The sequence below is a fragment of the Mesotoga sp. UBA5825 genome (assembly GCF_002432955.1).
GTDB lineage: Bacteria > Thermotogota > Thermotogae > Petrotogales > Kosmotogaceae > Mesotoga.
This window is the reverse complement of sequence record NZ_DJHG01000115.1, coordinates 1-4742: the sequence shown is the minus strand read 5'-3', so window position 1 is coordinate 4742 and position 4742 is coordinate 1. Positions and strand designations below refer to the sequence as shown.

The 4742-nt window shown below is 44.4% G+C and carries 4 protein-coding genes; all 4 read right to left on the bottom strand.

Annotated features, from left to right (window positions below; genetic code table 11):
• Positions 1–225 precede the first annotated feature (225 nt).
• The 4 genes from B3N33_RS11375 to B3N33_RS11360 all read right to left on the bottom strand — a co-directional run bounded on the left by B3N33_RS11375 (position 226) and on the right by B3N33_RS11360 (position 4487).
• Complete coding sequence (locus tag B3N33_RS11375; RefSeq protein ID WP_292593413.1) at positions 226–2322, bottom strand: EAL domain-containing protein; 2097 nt, start codon at positions 2320–2322, stop codon at positions 226–228.
• Between the two features lie 545 nt (positions 2323–2867).
• On the bottom strand, positions 2868–3194 hold the full coding sequence (locus B3N33_RS11370) for a hypothetical protein (RefSeq protein ID WP_292593412.1): 327 nt from the start codon (positions 3192–3194) through the stop codon (positions 2868–2870).
• A gap of 160 nt (positions 3195–3354) precedes the next feature.
• A complete protein-coding gene (locus tag B3N33_RS11365; RefSeq protein ID WP_292593411.1) occupies positions 3355–3522 on the bottom strand; it encodes a hypothetical protein in 168 nt (55 codons plus the stop codon).
• A gap of 230 nt (positions 3523–3752) precedes the next feature.
• Positions 3753–4487 (bottom strand): DUF6577 family protein, encoded by a 735-nt coding sequence (locus B3N33_RS11360; protein ID WP_292593410.1) that lies wholly within the window; start codon positions 4485–4487, stop codon positions 3753–3755.
• Between the last annotated feature and the right edge of the window lie 255 nt (positions 4488–4742).

Genomic DNA, 4742 nt, shown 5'->3' with positions numbered 1-4742 from the left:
TCGGTACTTCAAGACCAGATCCTGAACAGGAGCCCCCAAACAGGAGCCCCAAACAGGAGCCCTGAACAAATGCATATCAGGGCAGGCTCATTGGGGCAGGCTCTACAGGATGACAAAGTGAGTGGCTCTGATCATATTGCTTCAATTTGCTTCTTGAGGATTGTGTCAAGCTCTTGCTATATGCTCCTGACCTACCACCCGCGAGATCCACGATTAAGGCGATCTTTACTGGCGATTGTATTTCTCCAGGAATTTAATTGCGTCTTCTTCGTCCAGTGGTTTGCTGATCAAATGTCCCTGTATTCTATCGCAACCCCATTTCTCCAGATACTCTTTCTGCCTTTCGTGTTCTACCCCTTCAGCTATAGTAAAATGACCTAGCTTATGTGCCATCGAAATGATGTCACTGGTGATGGCATCATCGCTCTCGAGATACTGCAGCCTATCTATGAAGGATTTGTCTATCTTGAGACAGTTCACGTTTAGATCTCTTTCCCTTGCAAAAGAGGAGTATCCGATCCCAAAGTCGTCTATGGCTGTATGAATCCCTATATCACTCAGTTTGCCAAGAATACGGTTTATTTTCTCGTGATTCGAGGCAAATACCGACTCGGTGATCTCGAGTCCAACATTCTTAGGAAGGACCTGAGTTTGCTCTATCATCTCAAGAAGGCTATCTGTGAAACCGTCCCTCAATAACTGGATGGCCGAGACATTGATTGAAACCCCGATCGATCCATAACCACTTCTCTTCAGCTTATTCAAGAAACCGAGTGCCTGGAGAATAATCTTCCTGCCGATCGGAACGACAAGATTTGTTTTCTCGGCTATCGGGATGAATTCCAGAGGCGGCACCGGGCCAAGTCCTTCAATACTCAATCTCGCCAGAGCTTCAAAACTGCTTATCTTATTAGACTTCAGATCAAGAATCGGCTGGAATTGCACGAAGAGCCCAAAATCCTTCTCGTCTGTCGAGATTTTCGCCAGTTCTAAGGTTATCTGCTGTTCTCGAACCATTTGTTTCTCGATTTCTTCGTTATAGAAACAGATTCCAATGTTTCTATCATATATGTTGAAAGCCTTCTCAGATGTGACTAGAAGCCTTCTCAGTAGGAGATCGGCATCCTTCTCATCACCTTCACCGATTTCAATTACTCCAATACCACCTTTAATCCTTTCCATCAGAAGGACAGGCTCCAGTTGCTTTGCAACTTCTATGGAAAATTTCGTCAGTTCGTTCTTGTCTTTATAGCCCTTCAAGTAGAATGCGAATTGATTCTCGTATGTGTTGAAAAGCAGGCGCCTATCTGTGCAGAACTGCCTCAACATATCTGCAATCTTCTTTATAAGGTCCTGAGTGTATTGAAATCCATAAGTAGATGTCAGTGACTGCACTGTACTTAAATCCACGCTCACTAAGGCTCTTTTCTCCCGCAGTCTGTTCTCATCATCTCCTTCCAGAAGAGTTTTCAGGTAGTTGCGGTTATATAGGCCAGTCCAACTATCGTGTTCAGAGCTATATCTGAGTGTATTCTCGAACTCCTTACGGCTGGATATATCCTTAAGAAGGGCAATATGGCCGCTTTCACTCTCGCCCGGCAGATGGAAGGACGCCACTGTCATTTCAACCCATACAGAAGAACCATCTGGCCTGACAAACCTCTTCTCCATTGTATAGCTCTGGATTTCGCCTGATTTCAGCTTTCTATAATTCTCTAGATCCTTCTCCAGATCGTCTGGATGAGTAATACTTGCCCAGCCAAGCTCAATCAACTCCTCTTTCGTTCTACCGGTAATTTGCTCGAATGCTGAGTTGATCTGTGTTTCTGGATCCACATTCTTATCTTTGGGACCGCTAGCGTAGGAAATCGAAATTCCAATCGGTGCCCTGCTAAAGATTGTGTTGAACACTGACTTTAGCTCGACATGCTTCTGTTCTGCCAGCTGCCGACTTCTGAGCAATTCAAGATGGATATTGACTCGAACCTTCAAAGCATTTATACTAATAGGCTTCCTTATGTAGTCCACAGCACCAAGTTCCAGACCTTTGCTTTCGTCTTCCAGTTCTTCATGGTTTGTCAGTATTATTGTTCGTACTCTCTTATAGCGATCATCCGCCTTCAGCGCCGCTAGAACCTCGAATCCATTCATTCTGGGCATATTAAGGTCGAGTATGATCAGCTGAATCTCTTCGTGCTCATCTATTCTCTGCATTGCCTCCACGCCATCACTAGCTGTCAGGAGATCGTACTCGCTCAACATCTTCTCAATCATAAGGCGATCAGCCGCCGAGTCATCGACAACCAGGATTTTCACAGGCATAAATCATCTCCCTTAAGCAATAAACTAACCTCAAATCTCAAAAAAGGGAGGCTTGAAGAACCTATCTCCCTTACTACGCTCTTATTGAATGAGATCCATACATTGGAATGCATCGAAGAGCACATTGTAAATGGCTGGTCCAAGTTTCCGCTCGCAATGAATAACACGCGGGTCTCTTCGTGGGTCGTTTCTCCTAATTCCCAAAGACCAGCAAAAAGAGGGACGAGTTCTGCATTGAGAAAGGGCACCGTCTGTACCTCAAACAGGCTGATGGTCTCGAAGAAACAACCCTTCTTGAATCGATTACCTACTTCGTTTTGTCCGTTATCTTCCATGTCTTTCTCCTGGCAGTCATATAACAGAATCGCTAGTATCTGAATAATAGCATATGTCCTTTGTTTCGCAGTGCCAAGAGAATTGGAGTCTGACCCTGTTCATTCGGATAACAATCATAAGTGCATCTCTTTGATTATCATCCATGATCTCATCGGGGCAGACATCTTTCGCCACCTTCCACGTGACCTCAAGCACATCGTAATGCGCTCTTATTCCTGACTTGTAGAAAGCATTACAAAGAATAGGAGTCTGACCCTATTTTGACACTCGATGAGAATACACCGACCTCCAACTATCTCATAGGCCTCTTTGATGGTTGCTATTGCCCGGGCGACAAGTTCATTCCCATCTATCTCCGAGCGATAAGTATCGTTCTTTCCAAGCTGGCCAATGAGGTAAACAACGAAGGTAGAGCCCCGCTTGTTCCCCAGGCCGTCAAGGTGTTTTCTAACGTTCTTGCTGATTTCATCTCTAGGGTTGAGTGCTTTATTCGATACCGTGAAATAAGCGATGATATTTATCTTCCCATCAATCAAGGCTTCTTCATCCAGTATCAAATAGGTCCGGGCTCTCGAAGCCTTCTCGAATGTAATCGCTTTTTCTCTCAAAAACGTTTCGACGTCGCTGTTTTTCGAACAAAAAAGAGGGATTAAACCTCCCTCACTTCACTCTCTTCGTACTTTTCTAGCAGGGCCTTTAGCGGCGTAATGTTTCTGGTAATAGAGATACGCTCCTCTCGATGGAGGCTCTAACGTCTATATACTCTTCTTTAGGCCGCTTCTTTGTAGCTTTCATTGCTTTAATAATATTCTCCGCAGCTTTCTGGTCGATATAAATCTCTTTCTCGAATGTTCTTGTTGCCATAATTCTCCCTTCTTTCTAGTGCCTTCATAATTTATTCTATCATTTCGACACGGCATTTCTGTAAATGTTTACCAAAATCCTGGTCATTCAAACCAATCAACTCGCTTATAGAACAACTGGCAATTTATAAACATATTGCCGATTGTTCTATTTATAACAGATATTCTTTCCTCTCCAATCTTAAGAGCTGACGTATAACCAGTCAACCGCCGTTGCGGAATTGTCTGTGATCATATGCCCTCTCCCTGGGTCACTATGAGCTTGTCTATCTCTTCTAACCTCCCGCGTCGCCTAGCATATCTTCTGAGCGTGCTCAGGCTCACGTCGTAATCTGTCAAAGCTCTGCGAAATATGTTGCATAACTCCTCTCCTTGAAACGATACGAAGAGATCCTTCTCGCAGACAAGATCGACAAGTATCTTCTCCAGCTTCGGAATGGAGACTCCACCAGAGGACGTCACAGGGGCTTCGGTTACAAGTGGCCTTACAACGAAACACTTCTCGCATCCGAGGATGTAGTTGTCTATCTCCTTTGGAGTCGGATCAATGAACACCCGGGAGTAAGCAGCTTTGATGAATTCAAACACTGCCTTCTCTGCATCTCGCTCAGTTTCTATGATCACCATTGAAGTAAGTGCCTGGTGAACCGTAAACTCGTTTAGCCATCTGCTATCCCAGACACACAGATTATCCAGGTATGGGAATCTCTTACCAAGCTTCTTAAACAAACCTGCGAGTTGCTTCGATATGTCAGGTTCAAACTCACGCTTGCTTCCGGCAGCAAATAGGCCTCTTCTGACGTTTCTCACGAGTCCTTCTTTCTTCAGCCGGTGCAATTTAGCAGAAAGAGTCCCCATCTTCGCATCGGGGAAACGAAGACTCAGCCTCTTAACCAGCTCATCGGTTGTCAGAAAACGATCGTTCTCGAACCAGTCTCTTAGATCGCTTTGATCAATATAGTTCATAGAAATCACCTGCAATTAACGGCAATATACAGCTATAATTGCCACTTATATATTATTGCATAGCGTCTTTCTTTCATGTGCTTGCAGAAGCTATGCTTGGAGTCACAGACCCAAGAGAACCTGAGAGGTGGGAGACTGGAAGTATTACGTCAGCAATTAAGGCAGGTTCCTTTCCTTCGACGCAACAGCGCTCAACAACTTAACTTAAGGGTATTGTGTTTAACGAAATATCTTTGTAGTTTCGTGAAATCTCCC